The sequence below is a fragment of the Pseudomonas sp. JUb42 genome (assembly GCF_024807945.1).
In the GTDB taxonomy this organism is placed as follows: domain Bacteria; phylum Pseudomonadota; class Gammaproteobacteria; order Pseudomonadales; family Pseudomonadaceae; genus Aquipseudomonas.
Genome location: NZ_JANUFD010000001.1, coordinates 624,464 through 647,278 on the forward strand (window position 1 = coordinate 624,464; position 22,815 = coordinate 647,278).

The following is a 22,815-nucleotide window of genomic DNA, read 5'->3' on the forward strand; positions in this document are numbered from 1 at the left end:
GAGATTAACCGTTTATTAACATCCAGTATCCCAGACCCACGTGCCTGCGGGCCATGAGTCATAATCGCGCCTTAATCCAGTTGCGTTCCACTCTGTCTCTTTGTTCCGGGTTCTGCCATGCACGTATTGCTCTGTGAAGACGATGACTTGATTGCCAGCGGTATTGTCGCCGGGCTCAATGCCCAGGGCCTGACCGTCGACCGCGTGGCGACGGCGTCGGCGGCACGGGCGATCTTGCAGGCGGCGCATTTCGATGTGATGGTTCTGGACCTGGGTCTGCCCGACGAAGATGGCCTCAAGCTACTGCGCCAATTGCGTCAGCAGGGCGTTGAGTTGCCGGTGCTGATCCTCACTGCGCGGGACAGCGTGACCGACCGCGTCGACGGCCTGCAGGCCGGTGCCGACGATTACTTGCTCAAGCCCTTTGATCTGCGTGAGCTCAGCGCCCGCCTGCATACGCTGATCCGGCGCATGGCCGGGCGCAGCACCAACCTGATCGAGCATGGCGCCCTCAGTTACGACCCGAGCAGCCGTGAAACCCTGCTTGCCGGACAGGTGGTGGACCTGTCCCGGCGCGAGCAGTCGTTGCTGCATGCCTTGCTGCATAATCGCGGCCGCGTACTGTCCGGCGAGCAACTCAAGGACAGCGTCTACGGTTTTGGCGACGAAGTGGAAAGCAATGCCTTGAACGTGCATATCCACCATCTGCGGCGCAAGTTGGGCAATAACATTGTCGAGACCGTGCGCGGCCTCGGTTACCGCCTGGGTGCCGCCCAGGGTGACGATGACGGCGCCAGCGGCGAGGGGCAGCGATGACCAGTCTGCGGGTGCGCCTGAGTCTGACCCTTGGCTCGGCGTTCGTGGTGATCTGGCTGACGGCGGGCATCTGGATGCTCTGCGATCTGCGCGATCAGATGATGGAGTCCCTCGACCAGCGCCTGACCGCCTCGGCGCGAATGGTTGGCGGCATGCTGGCGCAACTGCCCATGCCCGGCCAGGCCGGTGACACGCCCTTGAGTGCGGAAAAACTCGGCATCGTCAGTAGCATGGCCTGCCAGGTCAATTCGTTGCGTGGCGAGCTGCTGGCGCGCAATCACTCGTCTCCCGAGCAGAGCCTCAGTGGCGAAGACGCCGGTTTTTCCGACCGACTGATCGATGGTGAGCACTGGCGCAGTTACACCCTGGTTGTTGGCGACTTGCGCATTACTACGGCGGACCGTCAGGCCGAGCGCGATCAACTGCGTAACTCGGTGCTGCTGGCCGCTTCCTTGCCGGTACTAGCCGCCTTGTTGGGCAGCCTGGGTCTGCTCTGGCTGGGCATCGGCAAGGGGCTGGCGCCGCTGCACCGCATGCGCGATGCCCTCAAACGGCGGCGTGCCGATTCGGTGGAGCCGCTGCACGTCGCGGGGCTGCCCAGTGAGTTGCAGCCGTTGCTGGATACCCAGAACCAACTGTTTCAGCGCATCGCCCAGACCCTGGAGCGGGAGCGGCGCCTGACCGGCGATGCCGCCCATGAGTTGCGCAGCCCGTTGACCGCGATCAAGACCCATCTGCAAGTAGCGCGCATGACTGAAGGCGAAGCCCGGGACCGCTCCCTGGCCCACGCCGAAGAGGGTGCGGACCGTCTGCACCACACCCTGGAACAGCTGCTGTTGCTGGCCAGGGTCGAAGGCAGCCTTTCGTTTGACGACGGTGTGCAATGCACTGCTGAAGACGCCGCGCGCCTGGCAATTCACGATACCTGCCAGGACGAAGCGGGCATCGCCCTGCACGTTGCCCAGCCGTTGTCGACGCAGATGCTGGAGATACCTTCGGTACTGGCGATCGCCGCTCTGCGTAACCTATTGGAAAACGCCCTGCGTCACACCCCGGCACAGACTGCTGTCGAGCTGAGCTTGAGCACTGCTTCCGGCCAGGCCTGCTTCAGCGTACGCGACCATGGCCCCGGCATTCCTGAGCAGCACTTGCAGCATCTGACTCGGCGCTTCTGGCGTCAGGGGCAGGGTGTCGGCTCCGGCCTTGGCCTGGCGATCGTGCAGGCGATTGTCCAGCGTTGCGATGGCTCGCTGACCTTCGACAGTCAGCCTGACGGCCTGCGAGTGACGCTGTGTCTGCCGCTGCGCAAACAGCCTTGAAAGCCTTGTGCTTGACACGTATCAACAGGGCGGAGGGGGTATCCGCTTAACCTGCAACGCCAAGCGATAAAACGTGCAGGAGTTGCCAGCGTGAAGACCAATACCCCCGATGTCTTGCCCGCCGAGCCACCCTCGCGAGCCAAGGTGCCCATTGGCCTGCTGATTGCCGTTGTCGCGTTGGTGGTGGTGCTGTTCCTGCCATTGCCACAGGAGTTGCCGGTGGCAGCCCAGCGCATGCTGGCGATTCTGGCGTTTGCGGTGGTGGTCTGGATTACCGAAGCTGTTTCCTACGAAGCCAGTGCGATCATGATTACCTCGCTCATGGCATTCCTGCTGGGCACTGCCCCGACTCTGCAGGATCCTGCGGTGATCTACGGCTCATCCGCGGCCATTACCATGGCGTTGACTGGTTTCTCCAATTCAGCCCTGGCCCTGGTGGCGGGGGCGCTGTTCATTGCTGCGGCCATGACCCATACCGGGCTGGATCGACGCATCGCCCTGCTGACCCTGGCCCGTATTGGCACCAGTACCCGGCGCATCATGATCGGTGCAGTCGCCGTCACTATCCTGCTCAGCCTGGTAGTGCCCAGCGCCACCGCGCGCAGTGCCTGCGTGGTGCCGATCATGATGGGAGTGATTGCGGCTTTTGGCGTCGACAAGCGTTCCAATATCGCTGCCGCGATCATGATTATCGTGGCCCAGGGCACCAGTATCTGGAACGTCGGCATCCAGACCGCCGCCGCGCAGAACCTGCTGACAGCCGGCTTCATGGACAAGATGCTCGGGCAGCGGGTCAGCTGGATCGACTGGCTGGTGGCGGGGGCGCCCTGGGCGATCTTCATGTCTGTGGTGCTGGTCGTGTTGGTGCTCAAGTTGCTGCCGCCGGAGAGCGACAGCATTGCCGGTGGCAAAGAGGCGGTCCAGCAATCCCTCAACGATCTCGGCCCCATGAGCGGCGCGCAGAAACGTCTGCTGACGGTCTCAGTGGCGCTGCTGCTGTTATGGGCCACTGAAGGCAAGCTGCATAGCTTCGACACTACCTCCACTACCTACGCCGGACTAGTGGTGCTGTTGTTGCCGCGTTGGGGGGTGATGACCTGGAAAGATGTGCAGTCGCGCATTCCCTGGGGCACGGTGATTGTCTTCGGTGTCGGTATCAGCCTGGGTACTGCGCTGCTGACTACCCATGCCGGGCAATGGCTGGGCGGCCAGGTGGTGGCCCATACCGGGCTGGATCAAGTGGGGCAGGTGGGGGTATTTGCCATTCTTGGCGCTTTCCTGATCCTCATTCACCTAGGGTTCGCCAGTGCCACGGCGCTGACTTCGGCGATGCTGCCGATCCTGATTGCGGTGCTGCAGACCCTGCCCGGCGATTTCAATCGCCTGGGCATGACCATGCTGCTGGGGTTTGCCGTCAGCTACGGGTTTATCCTGCCGATCAACGCACCGCAGAACATGGTTTGCCTGGGTACTGAAACCTTCACCGCCCGTCAGTTCGCCAGGATCGGCATACCGGTGACGGTGATCGGTTATCTGTCGATGCTGGGCTTTGCGTTGACTTACTGGAAATGGTTGGGGTGGATGTAAGCCCCATAGAACCGGCTTTAGCCGGGAGTACGATCTCGCAACTCAAGGCGGACTTATCAAACAACGCAAAACTTGCTTAATGGCCAAAATCCAGTGGGAGCGAATTCATTCGCGAAAGCGATATGTCAGACGACACAAATGCGTCGAATGCACTGGCCTCTTCGCGAATGAATTCGCTCCCACCAGATTGGCTCCTGCCCTTGCCAAGTGTTTGTTGCTCGACCGCTCGACGTCAGGGACACCGCTGCCACTCCTACAGATATAGAGGTGTCTGCAATTATTTAAACCGCCTCAAGCAAGGTCGCAATACCCTGTCCCCCGGCAATGCACTGGGTCGCAATGGCAAAACGCCCGCCGGTACGCTTGAGCAGTGATGCCGCCTTGCCGGTAATGCGTGCGCCAGTCGCGCCCAGTGGATGACCCATGGCCATGGCGCCGCCGTCGAGGTTGACCCTGGCCATATCCAGTTGCAACTCCTGCACGCAGGCCAGGGACTGGCTGGCGAAGGCTTCGTTAAGTTCCACCAGGTCGATATCGTCGATGCTCAGGCCAGCACGTTGCAGGACTTTGCGCGTGGCGTAGACCGGGCCCATGCCCATGATTTCCGGCGGGCAACCGGCCACGGCGACGGCCTTGATCCGCGCGAGGATATTCATGCCATGATTGCGGGCAAAGTCCTCGGTGCAGACCAATACCGCTGCGCTGCCATCAGTCAGGGGCGAGGCAGTGCCCGCAGTGACGGTACCGCCAAAGGCTGGTTTCAAGCCACGCAGGCCTTCAGCGCTGGTGCCGGGGCGGATGCAGCCGTCTTCACTGACCAGGCCATCGGGGGTGATGATCGGCACGATTTCATCGACGAACAGCCCGGCGTCACGGGCGCTGGCGGCTTTGGCGTGGGACTGCACGGCCATGGCTTCCTGCTCGACGCGACCGATAGCGAAGCGCTTGGCGACCTCTTCGGCAGTAAAGCCCATGGGCATGTACGCCTCGGGCATGTCCTGCATCAGGGTCGGGTTGGGCGAGATATTGAAGCCGCCCATGGGTACCCGGGTCATGGACTCGACCCCGGCACAGAGAAAGGCCTCGCCTGCGCCGAGAAGGATCTGCCCGGCGGCGTAATGTACCGAGCTCATGGACGAGCCGCAGAAGCGATTGATGGTCGCGCCGCCCAGGGTATTGGGAAAACCGGCGCGCAAGCTGGCAATACGGGCGATATTCATGCCCTGTTCCGCTTCCGGATAGGCGCAGCCCATGATCACGTCTTCGAGGGTGGCCGGGTCGAGGTCGAGCTTATCCACCAGCCCGCGCAGCACCTGGGCCGCCAGGTCATCCGGGCGCAGATTGATCAGGCCGCCCTTTTTCGCGAAATGGAAAGGCGAGCGGGCGAAACCAGCGATAACGATCGATTGCATGGCGGTTCTCCAGGGGATGTCCGGGGGTTATCTGTTCATATCCAGAATCATGCAGGTGGTGGTGCCGGTGGCATAAAGCCGGCCATCGACATCGTACAATCGGCCTTCGGCCAGGGCGGTGGAGCGGCCCAGGTGCACGACTTTGCCCTCGGCCCGCACGGGCCCGGTGCTCTCGCCCATGGCGCGGACATAGCTGATGCGCAGATCCAGAGTGGTGTAGCCCTGGCCCTGCTTGAGTTGAGTGTGGATGGCGCAGCCCATGCACGAATCCAGCAACGTTGCCGCGTAGCCGCCATGGACGCTGCCCAGAGGGTTGTAATGCCGCGCATCCGGGGTGCCCTGGAAAACGAACAGACCGGGCGTCCAGTGCAGGGGGATGAAGTCCAGTAAGTCACCGATGGGCGGCGAGGGATATTCGCCACGGCCGATACCGTCGAGGTACTCCTTGGGGTCCAGTCGAGCCACTTCAGCCAGGGTGATAGTCCCCGGCTTGCCCAGGCGGGCGCGCATCAGACGTTCTTCTTCAAGCCACAGGGCGAGCTTTTCTTCCCGGTCGAGGGTTTGCATGCGCGGGTCTTCCTATCGGGTTGCTGGGCAAGGGATGGAGTCTGTTCAGATTATGAGCATAATTTATCTTTTTTTATTATGGGTGCAATATAAAAGTGATGAATGTCCGACGACATGCGTGCATGCCGCAATGGAAGAAAAGGGGATTTAGCCAGGGCCAATTATTGTGGGAGCGAATTCATTCGCGAAGACGGCAATTCAGGCGATAAGGATTTGGCGGATGTTCGATCTTTTTCGCGAATGAATTCGCTCCCACAGTTCGTCTCTTCAGAGCATTGAGTTAAACAACCTCAGCACGAACCATCTCTTTTGACGAAATGCTTGTGCATATCCAGGGTCAGGGTTTCGATGCGTTCTGTCAGGGACTTGGTCATCTCGGTCAGGCGGGTGTTCTGCTCCAGCAACTGGAGCATCTGCGCAGAGTTCTGCTCGGCAATGGCCAGGCGCTCTTGGTTGGCCACGGCCAAGGCTTCGCGGTGTTGCGCATCAGCATCGGCATTGGCCTTGTCCCGGGCGGCCTGGCGGGTTTGTGCCAGCAGGATCAGTGGGGCGGCGTAGGCCGATTGCAGGCTGAAAGCCAGGTTCAGCAGGATGAAGGGGTAGAGATCGAACTTGACCAGCCCGCTCAGGTTGGCGCCGACCCAGAGCAGTACCAGCAGGGTTTGTGCGCCGAGGAAGGTCGGTGTGCCGAAGAAGCGGGCAAATGCTTCGGCTTTAAGGGCAAAGGCGTCATTGCCGAACGTGGGCGTCAGATGGGCATGGCCTTTATGGAAGCGCAAATGATCAACGACGGTCTTGGTCGAGCGAGGGGACTGGCTGGGATCTGGCGTTGCGGCGCTCATGACGGTTACCAAAGGCTCAAGGACAAGCGGCCACTATAAGGCTCGCAGCAGCGTCCTTGATACCGGCTGACAAAAGCTTCATGCGCGGGACGCAGTCAAGTGTCCCCGCCCGGCAGGGAGAGATGACGCAACCGCGTATCGAGAGTGGCCGTCAGGCCTTCAATCGATGGGGTCGGGGTGCAACGGTCTGGAAACCTGCATGATGCTGGCGTAGTCGTAGACGTACTGCCGCCCGGCATGGCTGGTCAAACGCAGCTGATCGATCAGTTGCCGCTCTTTCTTGTTCAGGTACCGCAACCCTTGCTCACTCGACTTGAGGCGATCTCGTTCATGAGCGTCAGGAAAGGTGATGACGTTTGTCATGAAAAATCTCCTTGGTTGTGAGTCCCTAATGCTGGCTCTGTAGTCCCTGTCACCATTGTTTTGCGACAACGGCACCTTACCCACAAAAACTTGAGCCGGGCAACCCTGCAAATGAAGAGCCGGTCACACTATCTGTGTCACCTCATAGGATTGTCGACTGCCGTTGACGCTGATATCGATGACATCGCCTTCGAACTTGCCCAGCAGGTTTTGCCCCAAGGGCGCACGGGCAGTGATCACGGTGATCAGGCTCTCGTCGAGATGGACTTTCAGCCCGGCGCCGTCGGGGCCGAGGAACAGGCGGCGGGGGTGGCCGTCGTCGTCTTCGAGGGTGATCAGGTCGCCGTTCTGGATGCCGCGCTGCTCATCGAACGGCTTGAGGCCCAGTTGTTGCCAGGCCAGCAGCGCCTGGCGGATTTCCTCGACCCGTCGTGCCTGGCCCGCCGCCAGATACGAGGCCTCAAGGCCCAGGGTGTCGTACTTGTTTTCGGCGATATTTTCTTCGTGGGTTGCAGTCTCGTAAGCGGTCTGGGCGGCACGCTGGGCGACGTCCAGATCGACCTTGAGTTTTTCGATAATCAACTGATGAACGGCTTGCTTGCTCATGGTCTATCCGCAGAACTGACTGACATTGGCCCGGCTTTTTTCACTGGGCGCGGTGCGGTCCTGCTGTAACCAGAAATTGCACTTGGGGCCGTTGAAGCTTTTTTGCTGCTCGGCCTGGGCCTGCTCGCGGGCCTGGCGGGCTTCGCTCTCACGCAGGTTCTGCTCGTATTTCTCGAACATGCTGTTGGCGGGCTCGGGCGGCGGTGCCGGTGGCTTGCTCAACTGGCTGACGGCGTTCGTCACGACCTGGGTCTGCGCGGCGGGCAGGGCCTTGTACAGCAGGGCGCAGGTCAGCAGTACGGCTAGGAATCCGAGCCAGATACCGACGGCGATGCAGCCGATCAGTTTCAGTGGCGGGACGGCAACATTCAGCTCGCGACGGCTTGTGGACGGCATGGCGGCATTCCTGGTGTTGGCAGTTGAAGCGGATTGTCGCACGAGCATAAGGCTGGTGGCTGCGGGTTGTTCTGACGGACAATCGGCATTTTTCACGAGGAGCCCTGGATGAAAGCTTCTTGGGATGTGTTTTGTTCGGTGGTCGACAACTTCGGTGACGTCGGCGTGACCTGGCGCTTGGCCCGGCAATTGGTCGCCGAGCACGATCTGGCCGTGCGCCTGTGGATCGACGACCTGACGGCGTTTGCCCGCTTGTGTCCGGGGGCTGATGCCGAGGCGGCGCAGCAATGGCAGGACGGTGTCAGCGTTTGCCGCTGGTCGCCGGACTGGACCGCGACGGACTGTGCCGACGTAGTGATCGAGGCCTTTGCCTGTCGCCTGCCACCTGCCTATATGGAGGCCATGCTGCAACGACCTGTGCGGCCGCTGTGGCTGAATCTGGAATATCTCAGCGCCGAGGCCTGGGTTTCCGGTTGCCATGGGCTGCCATCACCGCAATCCAATGGGTTGAAGAAGGTCTTCTTCTTCCCCGGTTTTCTTCCGACGACCGGTGGCCTGCTGCGCGAGCGGACATTGGTCGAGCAGCGTCAGGCATTTCAGCTGGACGCGGCAATGCAGCGAAATTTCCTGCTGGGCCTGGGTGTTGTGCCTGACGCTGGAGCGCGGGTAATTTCGCTGTTCGCCTATGAAAACCCTGCTCTGGGCACCTGGCTAGATTTACTGGTGAAAGATCCGCGCGCCACCCATCTGATCGTGCCCGAGGGGCGGATCCTCGGCGATCTGCAGCGCTGGCTGGGTGTCGAAGGCTTGCGAGCGGGCGCCATCGAAAAGCGCGGAGCCTTGACCGTGCAGGTCATGCCGTTCGTCCGACAGGAAGATTACGATCGCCTGCTGTGGAGTTGCGACTTTAATGTGGTGCGCGGCGAAGATTCGTTCGTGCGCGCGCAATGGGCCGCTCGGCCGTTGCTCTGGCACATCTATGAACAGGACGACGACGCCCACTGGGCCAAGCTTGACGCCTTCCTTGAGCTCTATCTCAAAGGCCTGCCCGAAGCGGCGGCGAGGGGCCTCAGTGGATTCTGGAGGGCCTGGAATGGCGGCAATGATCTGCGGGCGCACTGGCCGGCGATCAGCGAATACGAGGCAATCTTGCGTAAACACGCAGAAAACTGGTGTCTGGAACAGGCTTCTCAGCGGGATCTTGTCGAGGCGCTGGTACAGTTTTATCGAAATTCGCTATGATACGCGGCCTTGTTATCAAGGCTCTGTACGAAAAGCCGCTTTTCGTACAGAGCCTGTTAGTAAATCCATCCTATTTCGGATATTCGCAATGAAAACTGGTAAAGAACTCAAACCCGGTACCGTGATCAAGATCGATAACGACCCTTGGCTGGTTCAGAAAGCTGAATTCACCAAGTCCGGTCGTAACAGCGCGATCATGAAGACCAAGCTGAAGAACCTGTTGACCGGCTACAAGACTGAAACTGTCTACTCGGCCGACGACAAGCTGGAAGACGTGATCCTGGACCGCAAAGAAGCGACCCTGTCGTTCATCAGCGGTGACACTTTCACGTTCATGGACACCACTGACTACACCATGTACGAGCTGAACGCTGAAGACATCGAAGCCGTTCTGCCATTCGTTGAAGAAGGCATGACCGACGTCTGCGAAGCCGTTTTCTTCGAAGACCGTCTGGTTTCCGTAGAGCTGCCGACCACTATCGTGCGTCAGGTTGACTACACCGAAGGTTCGGCTCGTGGCGACACTTCCGGTAAAGTCATGAAGCCAGCCAAGCTGAAAAACGGCACCGAGCTGAGCGTTGCTGACTTCATCGAAATCGGCGACATGATCGAGATCGATACTCGTGAAGGCGGTTCCTACAAAGGCCGTGCTAAATAAGCACAGCTTTTTTGTAGCGCTGGAACACAAGAAACCCGCATTAGTGCGGGTTTTTTTGTGCCTACAAGTAAATTGGTTTGGAATGAGATTTTGTAGGCACTGCCGAAGGCTGCGATAGCGGCGTATCCCATCCGCAGCCTTTGGCAGCTCCTACAGGACATTTGCAATAAAAAAGCCCCACCTGAACAATTCAGGCGGGGCTTTTTAGTCTCAACTCAGCTGTATTTACCAGTTCATGGTGACGTCTCCGCTTCAGGCGTCGGGTTTACTTGAGGTGTACCTTCAATTCTTCCGAAGCCTGCAGCATCGCCGAGCGCACTTCCGGCACCTGGCTGACCACGTTGAGCAGGCCATAGTCGTGGATCATGCCGTTGTAGCGTACGGCGGTGACCGCCACGCCAGCCTGATCCAGTTTGCGCGCATAGGCTTCACCCTCGTCGCGCAGTACATCGGCACCGGCGGTCTGCACCAGGGCAGGGGGCAGGCCCTTGAGTTGCTCGGTGGTTGCCCGCAGCGGCGAGGCGTAGATCTCGTTGCGCTGGTTGGCGTCCGTTGTGTAGTTGTCCCAGAACCACTTCATCATGTTGCGGGTCAGGAAGTGCCCTTCGGCGAACTGGTTATACGAACCGGTATCGAAGTTGGCATCCGTTACCGGCCACAACAGCACTTGGTACTTGATGGCCGGAGTGCCCTTGTCTTTGGCCATCAACGAGACGACCGCAGCCATGTTGCCGCCGACACTGTTACCGGCAACCGCCAGGCGCTTGCCATCGACGTTGATTTCCTTGCCGTGCTCAGCCACCCATTTGGTCGCTGCATAGGCTTGGTTGATCGCCGTCGGGTAGTGCGCTTCCGGGGATGGCGTGTAGTTGACGAAGACCGCCACCGCTCCGGAACCTGCTACCAGGTCACGGACCAGGCGTTCGTGGGTCGGGAAGTCGCCCAGAACCCAGCCGCCACCGTGGAAGAACATGAAAACCGGCAAGGTCCCTTTGACACCCGCTGGGCGCACGATGGTCAGGCTGATCGACTGACCGTCGGCGTTGATCACCTTCTGGCTGACATCCGCCTTGGGCAGGGTCAGTTTCACCCCGGCCTGGGCGCCCGTCAGGACTGCACGGGCATCCTTGGGCGAGAGCTGCTCAAGCGGTTTGCCGGTGCCCGAGTTCAGAGCATCGAGGAACGCCTGGGTGTTGTGCTCGACATCCGGGTTGCCCGCGGCGAAAGCGTTGCCGATGGACAGGGCGAGCAGGGTGCCGGTCAAGACTTTGCTGAGGGTTTTCATGTTCGTTTCCTTGGGCTGGTGAGCTTAGACAGTCACGTGCAGACGGACGTCAACGTTGCCGCGAGTGGCGTTGGAGTACGGGCAGACCTGGTGAGCGGCGTCGACCAGTTGCTGCGCGTCAGCCTGATCCAGACCTGGCAGGTTGATGTTCAGATCGATGTCCAGACCGAAACCGCCAGGGATCTGGCCGATGCCGACATGGGCAGTGATCGACGCGTCAGCCGGGATGCTGCGTTTGCTTTGACCGGCAACGAATTTCAGTGCGCCGATGAAGCAGGCCGAGTAGCCGGCGGCGAACAGTTGTTCAGGGTTGGTTGCTTCGCCACCGGCACCGCCCAGTTCTTTCGGGGTAGCCAGTTTGACGTCGAGGATCTTGTCGCTGGAAACAGCGCGGCCATCACGGCCACCGGTAGCGGTTGCAACAGCGGTATAGAGAGTGTTCATGGCGTTACCTCGTAGTATGTATGGGTTATGTGTTGCGCTAAATGTTTGTGTGCTAACTGGTGTGAAGCAAATGTATCGCGCTAATAGTTTGCGCGCAAGATAGTTTTTAAAAAAAGTTTTGCCCGAAGCTTTTGAAGGGGGGAGAGGAGGAGGTTTTAGCGAGGGTGAAAGCCTTGGTTTACAACGGCGTCAGCGAGGGCATGACCGTTCGTCGGGGGGTTGGCAGGATTGGTGTGGGACCGGCTTTAGCCGGGAAGAGGCCGGTACGTCCGTTAGATGTCCATAGCCTTGAATATCGTCTTCCCGGCTAAAGCCGGTCCCAGACATGCCATTTCAATCCAGGAGCGGCGAGCAGACTCAGAGCGAATCCTGCAGATTGCTGCGCAGGCCAATCAGCTCGCCCTGGATCTCTTGCAGGCGCTCGATGGTCAGGCCGCTGGCGCCGAGGATGCAGTGGGGGATGCGCTTGGCTTTTTCATGCAGGGCGCGGCCTTGCTCGGTAAGGTTGAGCAACACCACGCGCTCGTCTTCCTTGCTGCGGGTGCGGCTGATCAGGCCTTCGGCTTCCAGGCGCTTGAGCAGGGGCGTCAGGGAGCCCGGATCGGTCAGCAGGCGTGCGCTGACATCGCCTACAGTCAGACCCTGTTCTTCCCACAACACCAGCATGGCCAGGTATTGCGGGTAGGTCAGGTTCAACTCCTGGAGCAGCGGCTTGTAGACCTTGGTCATCATCAGCGAGGTGGAGTAAAGGGCGAAGCACAGCTGATTGTCGAGCATCAGGGCATCACATTTTTCCAGCGGGGCGGCGTGGCCGCTGTCATCGGTGTTCATTTAAGTGGACCTCTTGGTCAACATTCGTTACCGCTTAATTTAGTGCCGCTATCTTTAATGCGCCAGATAAATTCTACGAGCGGTGCAGATGGCAACGTTCACGGTTGATGAATCCCCCCTTCACGATTCGTTGAGCGATTGAGTTGCGCTGCGCATTTGCTCGTTCGCCGAGACTGCGTAGCATGCGCTGCATAGTCGGAGTGGGGATGTGGCGTGATCGAAATTGTTCTGGATTTTTTGTTGGGTGCTGCAATGGGCACCTTGGGTGGACTGTTCGGTATTGGCGGCGGGCTGGTGGCGATTCCGGCGCTGGGTGTGTTGTTCGGTCTGGATCAGCAACTGGCCCAAGGCACCGCGCTGTTGATGGTGCTGCCCAATGTCTTGCTGGCGCTGTGGCGCTATCACCAACGCAATCCCATCTCCCTGCGCAACGCGATGATGCTGATCGTGCCGAGTTTTATTGTGTCCTGGCTGACTTCACTGTGGGCGGTGGGCGTGAATGCCCAGAGTATGCGCATCGGCTTTATTGCTTTCCTGCTGGTGCTTACAGTGTTCAATCTGGTGCAGATGTATTGGCGCAAAGGCGATGCCGGACCACAACTGCGCCATGGCAACTGGCTGTGGCTGTTAGGCGTAGGCTCCGGGGTGACGGCGGGCATGTTCGGTGTCGGCGGCGGGGTGATTGCCACGCCTATCCTCACCGGCATTTTCGGCTCAACCCAAGTGGCAGCCCAAGGCCTGGCCCTGGCGTTGGCAGCGCCGAGCACGACGATCACCTTGACCACCTACGCCCTGCACGGTCACGTCAACTGGGCTTTGGGCATTCCACTGGCATTGGGTGGCCTGGCCAGTATCAGCTGGGGCGTCAAGTTGGCTCATACCCTGCCAGAACGCACCCTTCGGGCGTCGTTCTGTGTGTTTTTGGTGGTCTGCGCGATCATGCTGGTCTTCAGGGTTTAAAGGCTCAGAGTTTGAAACCCTCGGCGATGTAATCCGCCAGGCAATCGGTGATCGGCGAAGGATTCTGTGGATTACGCAGCAGCACGATGCTGGCCTGGGGCAGCTGCGGCAGGTTTTCGACTTCGCCGAGGATGCGCAGGTCCGGGGTGATCAGGCTCTCCAGTTGTGCGGTGACCGCAAGGCCAGCGCTGACCACGGCCATGATCGCCGACAGGCTGGCGCTGGTGTAGGCCACGCGGTACTCGCGTTGCACCGTATCCAGTGCGTTGCACGCCCATTCCCGGCAAAAACAATCGGTATTGAACATGGCCAGGGGCATGGGCGTCTGTTCGTGGGGATAGAAGCCTGCGGCCTCGGCCCAGACAAAACGTTCCTGACGCAGGATCTGGCCGATCTCGGTGCCGGGCCGGCGGGTGACAATGGTCAGGTCCAGGTCCTTGCGCAGCAGCAGTTGCGATGACGTCTCGCAATGCACTTCCACCTGGATCAACGGGTAGGCCCGGGCAAACTGGGAAAGGATGCCGGGCAAAAAGCGCATCACGTAATCGTCCGGCGAACCGATCTTCACCGAACCCACCATATGCGGATCGCGCAGGGTGTTGAACACCTCACTGTGCAGTTTGAGGATGCGCCGGGCATAACCCAGCAGCACCTGGCCTTCAGCCGTGAGGTTGACGTTGCGCCCGTCACGCTGGAATAGCGGGCGTTGCAGGACGTCTTCCTCGAGCCGTTTCATCTGCATGCTCACCGCCGACTGGGTGCGGTTGACCACTTCGCCTGCACGGGTGAAGCCGCCGTTTTCGGCAATGGCGACGAAGGTGCGCAGCAGTTCGCTGTCGATACTTGGATAAAGCGCCACTCATCAATCTCCCAGATGGGTCGCATAAGAAACATTCGTTGGATGAATCCTACGCCGAGGAAGAGACTTTAGTCATCCCCACTTGGAGGGCAAGATGATGAAAGGTCAAAAAGGTTATGTATTGGTGGTCAAGACGCTCCCTCGGGAGCTTTCGGTTGAACGACTCATAAAGTCGATAGCAGGTCATGCGCGGCGCTGGTACGAGTTGCATCGCCAGCGTCAGTTACTGGCGGGCCTGGATGATTGCGCGCTGAAAGACCTCGGTTTGAGCCGGGCCGATATTCAGAGCGAGAGCGAGCGGCCGTTCTGGGATGACCCCATGAAGCGCTGACAGCGTGGCAGGCATCGGGTAGTTTGAAGGACTGAACAGGAGTACCCGATGCCTGAATCCATCTCCCTTAAACAGGCCCGACGCCTGGCCCTGGCTGCCCAGGGCTTCAATCGCAAGGCCACAGCAGGGCCGATCAAGGCCCGCCATGTCACGCAATTGATCGAACGCCTTGGCGTGGTGCAGATCGACTCGGTCAATGCTCTGGTCCGTTCCCATTACCTGCCGCTGTTTTCCCGCTTGGGCAACTACCCTCAGGACCTCCTCGACCAGGCCGCCTGGAGCCAGGGCCGTCAGCGTGCGCTGTTCGAATACTGGGGCCACGAGGCTTCGTTACTGCCCATGGCACTGTATCCGCTGTTGCGTTGGCGCATGCGCCGGGCCGCTCAGGGCGAGGGCATCTATCAGCAGATGGCGCGGTTCGGTCGTGAGCAGCAGCCGGTGATTGCCCGGGTTTTGCAATCGGTGCGTGAGCAGGGTGCCCTGGGCGCGGGCAGCTTGAGCACACGACAGGAACGCGCCGGACCCTGGTGGGACTGGAGCGCGGAAAAGCACGCACTGGAATGGTTGTTCGCCGCCGGTGAAGTCACCGTGGCCGGGCGCCGGGGCTTTGAACGGCTGTACGACTTGCCCGAACGCGTGTTGCCTGCCTCGATCATGGACCATCCCGAGGTGGCCGAAGCCGAAGCGCAACGGGGCTTGCTGCTGCATGCCGCCACGGCCCTGGGCGTCGGTACGGAAAAGGACCTGCGCGACTATTTCCGCCAGGACCCGCTGCCCAGCCGCATCGCCCTGGCCGAACTGGTAGAGATGGGCGCCCTGCAGGTCGTCAGCGTCGAAGGCTGGCGGCAACCGGCGTTCTGTCTGCCGCAATTCACTGTGCCGCGCAAAGTGGCGGCCAGCGCCTTGCTTTCACCTTTTGACTCGCTGATCTGGGAACGGGCGCGCACCGAGCGGCTATTTGATTTCCGCTATCGCCTGGAAATCTACACGCCCCAGCACAAACGGGTTTACGGCTACTACGTGCTGCCTTTCCTGCACAACGAACGTATCGCCGCCAGGGTCGACCTGCGCGCCGAACGGGTGGCCGGACGCCTGGCGGTGCATGCGGTGCATGAGGAACAAAGCGGATTGGACGAGGAGGGGGTGCAGGCCCTGGCCAGCCAGTTGCGCGAGCTGGCGAATTGGCTGGGGCTGGTCGAGATTCAGGTTAACTGTCAGCGCGAGAGCGGGAGGAGGCTGGTGGGGCAGTTGTGATTCTCAAGCTGCAAGCGAAGGGCGATGGTGCTCTTTCTTGCCGCTTGCAGCTTGAGGCTTAGAGCTGCTCCTCAACGCCTCACTTGTTTCAGCGTCTCTGCGATCAAGAACGCCAGTTCCAGCGACTGATCGGCATTCATTCGCGGGTCGCAATGGGTGTGATAACGATCCGAAAGGCCATCTTCGGTGATCGGTCGGGCGCCGCCGATGCATTCGGTGACGTTCTGCCCAGTCATCTCGATATGGATACCGCCGGCGTAAGTGCCCTCGGCCTGGTGCACCTGGAAGAACTGCTTCACTTCGCCAAGGATCTGCGCAAAATCCCGGGTTTTGTAGCCGCTGCTGGCCTTGATCGTATTGCCGTGCATCGGGTCGGAACTCCACAGCACCTTGCGGCCTTCGCGCTCGACCGCGCGGATCAGCTGCGGCAGATGGTCGCCGACCTTGTTCGCACCCATGCGCGCGATCAGGTTGAGGCGGCCCGGATCGTTGCTCGGGTTGAGGATATCGATCAGGCGGATCAGGTCATCGGTGTTCATGCTCGGACCGACCTTGACCCCGATCGGGTTGTTCACCCCGCGCAGGAACTCGACATGGGCGCCGTCCAGCTGGCGGGTGCGGTCACCGATCCACAGCATGTGTGCCGAGCAATCGTAGTAATCGTTGGTCAGGCTGTCGCGGCGCACGAAGGCTTCTTCGTAGTTCAGCAGCAGGGCTTCGTGGGCAGTGAAGAAGCTGGTCTCGCGCAGTTGCGGCGAGGTGTCCAGGCCGCAGGCGCGCATGAAGGCCAGGGTTTCATCAATGCGATTGGCCAACTGGCTGTACTTGTCGGCCAGGGCCGAGTTGGCGATGAAGTCCAGGTTCCATTGGTGTACCTGATGCAGGTCGGCAAAACCGCCCTGGGCGAAGGCGCGCAGCAGGTTCAGGGTCGCGGTGGACTGGTGGTAGGCCTGCAGCAGACGATCCGGGTCCGGCACGCGGCTCTTGGCGTCGAAACCGATGCCGTTGACGATATCGCCACGATAAGCGGGCAGGGTCACGCCGTCGATGGTTTCATCATTGGCCGAGCGCGGCTTGGCGAACTGCCCCGCCATGCGCCCGACCTTGACTACCGGGCAACCGGCAGCAAAGGTCATGACAATGGCCATTTGCAGCAGCACCTTGAAGGTGTCACGAATCTTCGCCGCAGAAAACTCGACGAAACTCTCGGCGCAGTCGCCGCCCTGCAACAGGAAGGCGCGGCCCTGGGTGACCTCGGCGAACTGCCGGCGCAACTCCCGGGCTTCACCGGCGAACACCAGTGGCGGATAGCTGGCCAGGGTCTGCTCGACCTGCAGGACATGGGCGGCGTCGGGGTATTGCGGCTGCTGCTGGATAGGCAGGGCCCGCCAGCTGTCGGGGCTCCAGGGTTGGCTCATTGTGCTGAACTCGAAGATCGGCGGAATCGGACCGGCATGTTAGCAGTTCACGGCCCGACTGGCGCAGGCGCGCAGAACAGTGCAGGCTTGCCGGATTGTGCGCCCGCTGCCTATGACGCTGCGGGGGTGGGAGCGAATTTATTTGCGAAAAGGCCGGGGCAGTCGATGCATTTTCATCATCTGTAAATGCCGTTTTCGCGAATGAATTCGCTCCCACACAAATCCATTTATTTCAGATTCTTATGAGTTGTTTGATGAGGGATGAACAGGCAATGACCGAGGAACGTGTAGAGCGGATCCTGGCCGAGGTGCATGACGCTTTCGGCATGATTCGCGTACTGGAAGTGGACGATTACCGGTTCCTCGAATTCGGCGATGCCATCGAACAAAGCTGCACTTTTACCGCCGATCCCAGCTGGCTGGAGTACGACTACACCCGGGCCATGCTGATCGGCGCGCTGTGCCATGAACTGCCGGACAGCGCATTGTTCCTCGGCCTGGGTGCCGGAACCCTGACCCAGGCCTGCCTCAAGTTCCTGCCCCTGGAAGATGTCGAGGCCATCGAGTTGCGTCCCGACGTGCCGCGCCTGGCCATCGAATACATGGGCCTGGACGATGATCCGCGCCTGTATATCCGTATCGGCGACGCCCTTGAGCTGTTGCCGACGGCGGAATCGGCCGACCTGATATTCGTCGACCTTTATACCGATGTCGGCCCTGGTGTTGGTCACTTGGCCTGGAATTTCCTAGAAGGCTGTCAGAAGCGCCTGAACCCCGGCGGCTGGCTGGTGATCAACCAGTGGGCCGCCGACGATGGCAAGCCTCTGGGCGCGGCGTTGTTGCGCGGCCTTTATCACCGCCACTACTGGGAGCTGCCGGTGAAGGAGGGCAACGTCATCCTGATCGTGCCCGCTGACCTGGAGCAGGATCTGGACTTCGCCGCCCTCACCGAACGCGCCGAAACCCTGGCCCCGTGCCTGGGCTATTCGCTGCTGCCGCTAATCAAACAGATTCGCCCGGCTACTTAACGCCCGCTGAAGACCGCTGGCCTGCGCTCCTGCATGGCCAGCAGACCCTCCCGGGCGTCTTCTGTATTCATCAGTTGATTGATCAGGCGCGGCAGTTGTTGCGCCGCACTGGCCTCGCCTTCCAGCACCGCCTGGCGCGAGGACTCAATGGTCGCGCGAATCGCCAGGGGCGCCTGTTCGGCAATGCGTGCGGCCAGTTGCAGGGCGTAGGGCAGCAGGTCCTCGCTGGCCAGCACCTCCTGCACCAGGCCCATGCGGCAGGCTTCGTGGGCATCGAATTCATCCCCCGTCAGCAGCCAGCGCATGGCATTGCCCCAGCCGGCGATCTGATGCAGGCGCAGGGTCGCGCCGCCAAAGGCGAAGATCCCCCGCTGGACTTCCAACTGAGCAAAGCGGCTATTGCTGCTGCACAGGTTGATATCCGAGGCCAGCATCAGCTCGATACCCAGAGTCAGACAGTAACCCTGAGCGGCGACTATCACCGGTTTGCTCACCCTCGGCCCGGCGCCGGTGCCCCAGGGGTCGTAGCCGCCCTCGGGGACTTTCCAGCCATGACTCAGGGCCGGTCCGGCTTCGCCCAGGTCCAGGCCTGCGGTGAAATGCTCGCCATGGGCGAAGATCACCGCGACCCGGGCCTGGTCATCCCGTTCGTACTCGCCATAGGCAAGGCTCAGTTGGTTCAACAGCTCAAGATCGAAGGCATTGCGCTTGGCCACGCGGTCCAGCCCGATAAGCATGATGTGATCATGCCGTTCACGGCTGACGCGGCCTTTTACGGAGGAGGTCATGTCGGAATCCCTGTGCGCTGATGTAGGACGGGAGAGCAACGCCTGACTGAAAAGATGAAACGTTTAAGCTGCATCACCAGTGCTACCGGGCCTTTTGCAAAATAGACACTGGCATGGATTTGCGCAAAGCCTGTTACACCTGCTGCTGCCGTTCATGAAACTTTAAAAAAAGGCTCACTTTTCTGCGCAATTCCGGTATAGTGCGCGCCGGTCTTAACAGGCCCTCGTCCAGGTATGCATTTCCCGAAGCCATCTTCGGCTGCTCGTTCGCTACGCGAACTATCCTTGGCGATCCATTCATCAAAACGTTTTCGCAAATCCCCGCCGACAAAGCAGCCAGGGTGACCCAAGGGTCTTACACGGCACGCGCAGCTTTGTAGCATGGGTCTTTGCGGATGCACTAGAGGCAGACCCATGACCCAGGAACTCGGCGGCTTCGCCGCTCTCGAACTTCACCCGAACATTGTTGCCGCCGTCGTTGCGACCGGCTATGAAGAGCCTTCGGCCATTCAGCAGCAATCGATCCCTATTATTCTTGCCGGCCACGACATGATCGGCCAGGCGCAGACCGGTACCGGTAAAACCGCCGCCTTCGCCCTGCCTATCCTGCATCGTATTGACCCGAGCAAGCGCGAGCCTCAGGCCCTGATCCTGGCGCCGACCCGCGAGCTGGCCCTGCAAGTGGCCACCGCTTTCGAAACCTACGCCAAGCAAATGCCGGGCGTTACCGTTGTGGCTGTCTACGGCGGCGCGCCGATGGGCCCACAACTGAAAGCAATCCGCAACGGCGCGCAAATCGTCGTCGCTACACCAGGCCGCCTGTGCGATCACCTGCGCCGTGACGAAAAAGTCCTGGCCACCGTGAACCACCTGGTTCTGGACGAAGCCGACGAAATGCTCAAGCTGGGCTTCATGGACGACCTGGAAGTCATCTTCAAGGCCATGCCGGAAACCCGCCAGACCGTTCTGTTCTCGGCCACTCTGCCGCAGTCGATCCGTGCAATCGCCGAACGCCACCTGCGTGACCCGAAGCACGTCAAGATCCAGACCAAGACCCAGACCGTTACCGCGATCGAACAGGCTCACCTGTTGGTTCACGCTGACCAGAAGACCTCGGCTGTACTGAGCCTGCTGGAAGTCGAAGATTTCGACGCCCTGATCATGTTCGTTCGCACCAAGCAAGCGACCCTGGACCTGGCAAGCGCCCTGGAAGCCCGTGGCTATAAAGCCGCTGCGCTGAACGGCGACATCGCCCAGAACCAGCGTGAGCGCGTGATCGACTCCCTCAAGGACGGTCGCCTGGACATCGTGGTTGCTACCGACGTTGCCGCTCGCGGTCTTGACGTTCCGCGTATCACCCACGTATTCAACGTGGACATGCCTTACGATCCAGAGTCCTACGTTCACCGTATCGGCCGTACCGGTCGTGCCGGTCGCGAAGGTCGCGCCCTGCTGCTGGTAACGCCGCGTGAGCGTCGCATGCTGCAAGTGATCGAGCGCGTAACCGGCCAGAAAGTTGCCGAAGTACGTCTGCCCGATGCCCAGGCCGTTCTCGATGCCCGCATCAAGAAACTGACCAACAGCCTCGCGCCGCTGGTTGCTGACGCTGAAGCGACTCACGGTGATCTGCTGGATCGCCTGACCGCTGACATCGGCTGCACCCCACGTGCCCTGGCCGCTGCCCTGCTGCGCAAGGCTACCAACGGTCAGGCCCTGACCCTGGCAGCCATCGAGAAAGAACGTCCACTGGTGCCGAACAGCGCTCCGCGTGAACGTACTGGCGAGCGCTCCGGTGATCGTCCTGAGCGCAGCAGCGCTGACCGCGAACGTCGCGCCCCGATGCCACTGGCTGAAGGCCGTGCTCGTTGCCGTACCGCGCTGGGCGCGCGTGACGGTATCGCTGCCAAGAACCTGCTGGGTGCAATCCTCAACGAAGGCGGCCTGGCCCGCGAAGCAATCGGCCGTATCCAGGTCCGTGACAGCTTCAGCCTGGTCGAGCTGCCGGAAGATGGCCTCGAGCGTCTGCTGACCAAGCTCAAGGACACCCGCGTTGCCGGTAAGCAGCTGAAACTGCGTCGTTATCGCGAAGACTGATCAGCGATTGAGCTGATGGTCTGAACAAAAAAATCCCCGACTGGTTCGGGGATTTTTTTTGCCTGCAGATTTACGTTGGATCATCGTTTGTTTCAACCAAATCGATAGATATCCATCCCCAGCGCACCCATGGTGAAGCCCTGGTGGGCAATGCTGAACTCGCCACCGGCACCGCGGGCAAAGTACAGCGGCAGCAAATGCTCGTCGCTCGGGTGGTTGCGCACGGCATTGGGCGCGCGACGGCGGTAGTCGTGCAGGCTGGTTTCGTCGTCGGCGCCGAGCTTCTCGACGAACCAGTCACGAAACTCTCCTGCCCAGGGCTCAATGCTTTCCGGGCCAGCCTGCCAGTCCAGCTCGCGCAGATTGTGGGTGATGCTGCCGGAACCGATCAGCAGTACGCCTTCCTCGCGCAGGCTGGCCAGGGCCTTGCCGACCAGGCTTTGCAGGGCCGGGCCCTGACGGCTCGGCAGAGACACCTGAACCACCGGAATGTCGGCTTGTGGATACATCAGCGACAACGGCACCCAGACGCCATGATCAAAGGGCCGCTGGCTGTTCAGGCGTGCGGGCAGGCCAGCCTTGGTCAGCAGTTCCACGACTTCGCTGGACAGCTCAGGCAAGCCCGGAGCCGGGTATTGCACGGCAAAGAGTTCCGGCGGGAAGCCGCCGAAGTCATGCCAGGTTTCGGGACGTGGATTGGCATTGACCAGCAGTTCCTGGCTTTCCCAGTGTGCCGAGACAATCACAATAGCCCGTGGACGCGGCATTCCGGCAGCAATACGGGCCAGGGCCGGGCCGCTTGCGCCAGGTTCCAGGGCAAGCATGGGTGAACCATGGGAAATAAACAGGCTGGGAAACATGAGGGGTATCCTGAGAGATAACATGAAGCCATCTTCAGGCAGATCATTGATCTAAATCTAATATAAGTTTTAGTGCCTATTTATCGAATTATCGGGAGGTTTCATGCAGCCGGAGTTTTGGCATTCACGTTGGGCGACGGGTCAGATCGGTTTTCATCAGGCCGAGGTCAATCCTTATCTACAACGGTTCTGGCCGATTCTGCAACTGGCGGCTGGCACACGTGTGTTAGTGCCGCTCTGTGGCAAAAGTGTCGATATGACCTGGCTCAGCGAGCAGGGACTGTATGTGGTCGGTGTCGAACTGGCCGAGGCGGCGGCTGAAGCCTATTTCACCGAGCGCGGTGTCCAGCCTGTGATCGACACGCGTGGCGAGTTCAAGGTCTATCGTGATGACCGTTGCGAAATCTGGTGTGGCGACTTCTTCGGTCTGACTTTGGCAGATATCGGCGTCTGCACGGGGCTGTATGATCGGGCGGCGCTGATTGCCTTGCCTGAGGAGATGCGCAGGCGTTATGCCAGGCAGCTTGCCCGGTTGCTGGGGGTGGACTGCCGTGGGCTATTGGTGACCCTGGATTATGTACAGGAAGAAATCGACGGCCCGCCATTTGCCGTTGATCGCGCCGAGGTAACGCGTCTGTTGGACGAGGACTGGCAGGTCGAGTTGATTGATTCCCAGGATGTATTGCAGGAAAACGCCAAGTTCGTGCAGCGTGGGGCGAGTCGGCTGGATGAGCAGGTGTATCGAATTATTCGAGCTGGGCACAGGTAATTGTGGGAGCCAGCAAGTCGGCTCCCACCTATCATTCCAAGATCATAAGATCTGACCGACAAAAAAGGGCGACCGTAGTCGCCCTT

Annotated in this window: 24 protein-coding genes; 11 read left to right on the forward strand and 13 right to left on the reverse strand. The window is 60.4% G+C overall.

Going from position 1 to position 22,815, the window contains the following annotated elements:
• The first annotated feature begins 117 nt into the window (after positions 1-117).
• The 3 genes from M2401_RS02940 (at position 118) to M2401_RS02950 (ending at position 3,722) form a co-directional block, all read left to right on the forward strand.
• Positions 118-816 (forward strand): response regulator, encoded by a 699-nt coding sequence (locus M2401_RS02940; protein WP_259099410.1) that lies wholly within the window; start codon positions 118-120, stop codon positions 814-816.
• Positions 813-2,135 carry an ATP-binding protein gene (locus M2401_RS02945; RefSeq protein ID WP_259099412.1) on the forward strand — a complete coding sequence of 441 codons (1,323 nt, stop codon included), beginning with the start codon at positions 813-815 and terminating at the stop codon, positions 2,133-2,135. Before M2401_RS02940 ends, M2401_RS02945 begins: the two co-directional genes overlap by 4 nt.
• 90 nt (positions 2,136-2,225) lie before the next feature.
• Entirely contained in the window at positions 2,226-3,722 is a 1,497-nt protein-coding gene (locus M2401_RS02950; protein WP_259099413.1) for an anion permease, read from the forward strand.
• Positions 3,723-4,003: 281 nt separating this feature from the next.
• Here M2401_RS02950 and M2401_RS02955 read toward each other — a convergent pair whose 3' ends face one another.
• The 6 genes from M2401_RS02955 to M2401_RS02980 form a co-directional block, all read right to left on the reverse strand.
• Positions 4,004-5,134 carry a thiolase family protein gene (locus M2401_RS02955; RefSeq protein WP_259099414.1) on the reverse strand — a complete coding sequence of 377 codons (1,131 nt, stop codon included), beginning with the start codon at positions 5,132-5,134 and terminating at the stop codon, positions 4,004-4,006.
• Positions 5,135-5,161: 27 nt separating this feature from the next.
• Positions 5,162-5,701 carry a PaaI family thioesterase gene (locus tag M2401_RS02960; protein WP_259099415.1) on the reverse strand — a complete coding sequence of 180 codons (540 nt, stop codon included), beginning with the start codon at positions 5,699-5,701 and terminating at the stop codon, positions 5,162-5,164.
• A gap of 290 nt (positions 5,702-5,991) precedes the next feature.
• Positions 5,992-6,543, reverse strand: a complete 552-nt coding sequence (locus M2401_RS02965; RefSeq protein ID WP_259099416.1) for a DUF1003 domain-containing protein — start codon at positions 6,541-6,543, stop codon at positions 5,992-5,994.
• 159 nt (positions 6,544-6,702) lie between these two features.
• Positions 6,703-6,906, reverse strand: coding sequence for a hypothetical protein (locus tag M2401_RS02970; protein WP_259099418.1), 204 nt, complete (start codon positions 6,904-6,906; stop codon positions 6,703-6,705).
• 123 nt (positions 6,907-7,029) lie between these two features.
• Positions 7,030-7,512, reverse strand: a complete 483-nt coding sequence (locus M2401_RS02975; RefSeq protein WP_259099419.1) for a GreA/GreB family elongation factor — start codon at positions 7,510-7,512, stop codon at positions 7,030-7,032.
• 3 nt (positions 7,513-7,515) lie between these two features.
• Positions 7,516-7,908, reverse strand: a complete 393-nt coding sequence (locus M2401_RS02980) for a hypothetical protein (RefSeq protein ID WP_259099422.1) — start codon at positions 7,906-7,908, stop codon at positions 7,516-7,518.
• A 108-nt stretch (positions 7,909-8,016) separates the two neighbouring features.
• Between M2401_RS02980 and earP the strand changes: the two genes are divergently transcribed.
• Together earP and M2401_RS02990 are read left to right on the forward strand one after the other, a co-directional pair.
• Entirely contained in the window at positions 8,017-9,150 is a 1,134-nt protein-coding gene (earP, locus tag M2401_RS02985) for an elongation factor P maturation arginine rhamnosyltransferase EarP (protein ID WP_259099424.1), read from the forward strand.
• A gap of 88 nt (positions 9,151-9,238) precedes the next feature.
• Entirely contained in the window at positions 9,239-9,808 is a 570-nt protein-coding gene (locus M2401_RS02990) for an elongation factor P (RefSeq protein ID WP_259099425.1), read from the forward strand.
• Positions 9,809-10,073: 265 nt separating this feature from the next.
• On the opposite strand, the gene M2401_RS02995 is transcribed toward M2401_RS02990, so the two are convergent.
• The 3 genes from M2401_RS02995 to M2401_RS03005 form a co-directional block, all read right to left on the reverse strand.
• Positions 10,074-11,093 (reverse strand): alpha/beta hydrolase, encoded by a 1,020-nt coding sequence (locus M2401_RS02995; RefSeq protein ID WP_259099427.1) that lies wholly within the window; start codon positions 11,091-11,093, stop codon positions 10,074-10,076.
• Between the two features lie 24 nt (positions 11,094-11,117).
• On the reverse strand, positions 11,118-11,537 hold the full coding sequence (locus tag M2401_RS03000) for an organic hydroperoxide resistance protein (RefSeq protein WP_259099428.1): 420 nt from the start codon (positions 11,535-11,537) through the stop codon (positions 11,118-11,120).
• Between the two features lie 357 nt (positions 11,538-11,894).
• Positions 11,895-12,368 carry a MarR family winged helix-turn-helix transcriptional regulator gene (locus M2401_RS03005; protein WP_259099430.1) on the reverse strand — a complete coding sequence of 158 codons (474 nt, stop codon included), beginning with the start codon at positions 12,366-12,368 and terminating at the stop codon, positions 11,895-11,897.
• A 213-nt stretch (positions 12,369-12,581) separates the two neighbouring features.
• Between M2401_RS03005 and M2401_RS03010 the strand changes: the two genes are divergently transcribed.
• The gene (locus M2401_RS03010) at positions 12,582-13,328 is read left to right on the forward strand and encodes a sulfite exporter TauE/SafE family protein (protein ID WP_259099431.1); all 747 of its coding nucleotides are present in this window, start codon (positions 12,582-12,584) and stop codon (positions 13,326-13,328) included.
• A gap of 4 nt (positions 13,329-13,332) precedes the next feature.
• Here the strand turns inward: M2401_RS03010 and M2401_RS03015 are convergent, their stop codons facing one another.
• The gene (locus tag M2401_RS03015) at positions 13,333-14,187 is read right to left on the reverse strand and encodes a LysR substrate-binding domain-containing protein (RefSeq protein ID WP_259099433.1); all 855 of its coding nucleotides are present in this window, start codon (positions 14,185-14,187) and stop codon (positions 13,333-13,335) included.
• A 97-nt stretch (positions 14,188-14,284) separates the two neighbouring features.
• On the opposite strand from M2401_RS03015, the gene M2401_RS03020 reads away from it, so the two are divergent.
• Both M2401_RS03020 and M2401_RS03025 read left to right on the forward strand, forming a co-directional pair.
• Positions 14,285-14,518, forward strand: a complete 234-nt coding sequence (locus M2401_RS03020) for a DUF1127 domain-containing protein (protein WP_409033875.1) — start codon at positions 14,285-14,287, stop codon at positions 14,516-14,518.
• A 48-nt stretch (positions 14,519-14,566) separates the two neighbouring features.
• Positions 14,567-15,772: a winged helix-turn-helix domain-containing protein gene (locus tag M2401_RS03025; RefSeq protein ID WP_259099436.1), complete on the forward strand. Its 1,206-nt coding sequence runs from the start codon at positions 14,567-14,569 to the stop codon at positions 15,770-15,772.
• A gap of 71 nt (positions 15,773-15,843) precedes the next feature.
• On the opposite strand, the gene M2401_RS03030 is transcribed toward M2401_RS03025, so the two are convergent.
• Complete coding sequence (locus M2401_RS03030) at positions 15,844-17,190, reverse strand: class II 3-deoxy-7-phosphoheptulonate synthase (RefSeq protein WP_259099438.1); 1,347 nt, start codon at positions 17,188-17,190, stop codon at positions 15,844-15,846.
• A gap of 272 nt (positions 17,191-17,462) precedes the next feature.
• Here M2401_RS03030 and M2401_RS03035 point away from each other — a divergent pair, with 272 nt between their 5' ends.
• The gene (locus M2401_RS03035) at positions 17,463-18,218 is read left to right on the forward strand and encodes a spermidine synthase (protein WP_259099440.1); all 756 of its coding nucleotides are present in this window, start codon (positions 17,463-17,465) and stop codon (positions 18,216-18,218) included.
• Here the strand turns inward: M2401_RS03035 and M2401_RS03040 are convergent.
• Positions 18,215-19,006, reverse strand: a complete 792-nt coding sequence (locus M2401_RS03040; protein ID WP_259099441.1) for a crotonase/enoyl-CoA hydratase family protein — start codon at positions 19,004-19,006, stop codon at positions 18,215-18,217. The genes M2401_RS03035 and M2401_RS03040 overlap by 4 nt on opposite strands.
• A gap of 381 nt (positions 19,007-19,387) precedes the next feature.
• Between M2401_RS03040 and M2401_RS03045 the strand changes: the two genes are divergently transcribed.
• Positions 19,388-21,100, forward strand: a complete 1,713-nt coding sequence (locus tag M2401_RS03045) for a DEAD/DEAH box helicase (protein WP_259099443.1) — start codon at positions 19,388-19,390, stop codon at positions 21,098-21,100.
• Positions 21,101-21,192: 92 nt separating this feature from the next.
• Here M2401_RS03045 and M2401_RS03050 read toward each other — a convergent pair whose 3' ends face one another.
• Positions 21,193-21,960: a class III extradiol ring-cleavage dioxygenase gene (locus tag M2401_RS03050; protein WP_259099444.1), complete on the reverse strand. Its 768-nt coding sequence runs from the start codon at positions 21,958-21,960 to the stop codon at positions 21,193-21,195.
• Between the two features lie 103 nt (positions 21,961-22,063).
• Between M2401_RS03050 and M2401_RS03055 the strand changes: the two genes are divergently transcribed.
• Positions 22,064-22,729 (forward strand): thiopurine S-methyltransferase, encoded by a 666-nt coding sequence (locus tag M2401_RS03055; protein ID WP_259099446.1) that lies wholly within the window; start codon positions 22,064-22,066, stop codon positions 22,727-22,729.
• Positions 22,730-22,815: the final 86 nt, after the last annotated feature.

Excerpts from the sequence above, each read along its gene's own strand:
- M2401_RS02945 (WP_259099412.1), top strand. The coding sequence starts at position 813 with ATGACCAGTCTGCGGGTGCGCCTGAGTCTGACCCTTGGCTCGGCGTTC.
- M2401_RS02995 (WP_259099427.1), bottom strand. The coding sequence starts at position 11,093 with ATGAAAACCCTCAGCAAAGTCTTGACCGGCACCCTGCTCGCCCTGTCC.
- M2401_RS03045 (WP_259099443.1), top strand. The coding sequence starts at position 19,388 with ATGGGTCTTTGCGGATGCACTAGAGGCAGACCCATGACCCAGGAACTC.
- M2401_RS02975 (WP_259099419.1), bottom strand. The coding sequence starts at position 7,512 with ATGAGCAAGCAAGCCGTTCATCAGTTGATTATCGAAAAACTCAAGGTC.
- M2401_RS02965 (WP_259099416.1), bottom strand. The coding sequence starts at position 6,543 with ATGAGCGCCGCAACGCCAGATCCCAGCCAGTCCCCTCGCTCGACCAAG.
- M2401_RS03040 (WP_259099441.1), bottom strand. The coding sequence starts at position 19,006 with ATGACCTCCTCCGTAAAAGGCCGCGTCAGCCGTGAACGGCATGATCAC.
- M2401_RS03025 (WP_259099436.1), top strand. The coding sequence starts at position 14,567 with ATGCCTGAATCCATCTCCCTTAAACAGGCCCGACGCCTGGCCCTGGCT.
- M2401_RS02960 (WP_259099415.1), bottom strand. The coding sequence starts at position 5,701 with ATGCAAACCCTCGACCGGGAAGAAAAGCTCGCCCTGTGGCTTGAAGAA.
- M2401_RS03000 (WP_259099428.1), bottom strand. The coding sequence starts at position 11,537 with ATGAACACTCTCTATACCGCTGTTGCAACCGCTACCGGTGGCCGTGAT.
- M2401_RS03050 (WP_259099444.1), bottom strand. The coding sequence starts at position 21,960 with ATGTTTCCCAGCCTGTTTATTTCCCATGGTTCACCCATGCTTGCCCTG.
- M2401_RS03030 (WP_259099438.1), bottom strand. The coding sequence starts at position 17,190 with ATGAGCCAACCCTGGAGCCCCGACAGCTGGCGGGCCCTGCCTATCCAG.
- M2401_RS02940 (WP_259099410.1), top strand. The coding sequence starts at position 118 with ATGCACGTATTGCTCTGTGAAGACGATGACTTGATTGCCAGCGGTATT.
- M2401_RS03020 (WP_409033875.1), top strand. The coding sequence starts at position 14,285 with ATGAAAGGTCAAAAAGGTTATGTATTGGTGGTCAAGACGCTCCCTCGG.
- M2401_RS02970 (WP_259099418.1), bottom strand. The coding sequence starts at position 6,906 with ATGACAAACGTCATCACCTTTCCTGACGCTCATGAACGAGATCGCCTC.
- M2401_RS02990 (WP_259099425.1), top strand. The coding sequence starts at position 9,239 with ATGAAAACTGGTAAAGAACTCAAACCCGGTACCGTGATCAAGATCGAT.
- M2401_RS02980 (WP_259099422.1), bottom strand. The coding sequence starts at position 7,908 with ATGCCGTCCACAAGCCGTCGCGAGCTGAATGTTGCCGTCCCGCCACTG.
- M2401_RS02955 (WP_259099414.1), bottom strand. The coding sequence starts at position 5,134 with ATGCAATCGATCGTTATCGCTGGTTTCGCCCGCTCGCCTTTCCATTTC.
- M2401_RS03005 (WP_259099430.1), bottom strand. The coding sequence starts at position 12,368 with ATGAACACCGATGACAGCGGCCACGCCGCCCCGCTGGAAAAATGTGAT.
- M2401_RS03035 (WP_259099440.1), top strand. The coding sequence starts at position 17,463 with ATGACCGAGGAACGTGTAGAGCGGATCCTGGCCGAGGTGCATGACGCT.
- earP (WP_259099424.1), top strand. The coding sequence starts at position 8,017 with ATGAAAGCTTCTTGGGATGTGTTTTGTTCGGTGGTCGACAACTTCGGT.
- M2401_RS03055 (WP_259099446.1), top strand. The coding sequence starts at position 22,064 with ATGCAGCCGGAGTTTTGGCATTCACGTTGGGCGACGGGTCAGATCGGT.